General features: G+C 35.3%; 1 protein-coding gene. It reads left to right on the top strand.

Features of this window, described 5'->3' with window-relative positions:
* On the top strand, positions 1-468 hold a 468-nt coding region (locus ACFIO3_RS15520; RefSeq protein WP_375704829.1), incomplete at its 5' end, for a fumarylacetoacetate hydrolase family protein.
* Positions 469-536: the final 68 nt, after the last annotated feature.

Genomic DNA, 536 nt, shown 5'->3' with positions numbered 1-536 from the left:
TTTTCTAAAGAAATCCATTTTGAAACTGAAATTGTGCTCAGAATCTCAAAGGACACTTTCATGGTCACAGAGAAAGAAGCAGAAGAATGCTATGATGCCGTAGCAATAGGTCTTGATATTACCGCAAGAGACTTGCAAACAAAACTGAAAGAAAAAAAGCTTCCTTGGCTTTTATCTAAAGGATTTAAAGGAGCGGCATACGTCTCTGACTTCATAAACAAAGAAAAAATAAACAACCCAATAACCTTTACAATGAAGTTAAATGGCGAAACGAGGCAAGTTGGCAATACGAAAAATATGATCTTTAGCTTTGAGAAAATAATATCATTTTTAAGTCACTACATTCAGCTAAGGCGTGGTGATATCATATACACAGGCACTCCACAGGGCGTAGGAAAACTCTCTAAATTTGACAGAATAGAATTATATCTTGAAGCTCAATTAATCTCAGAGCTAAAAGTAGAATGAGTCATCAAATACTAACCTTTTTCATTGTTTCATTTTTTTTAGTCATCTCACCGGGACCAAACATGGCC

The organism is Bartonella sp. AD328YNZD (assembly GCF_042196425.1).
This window is presented reverse-complemented; position numbering and strand designations above follow the sequence as displayed.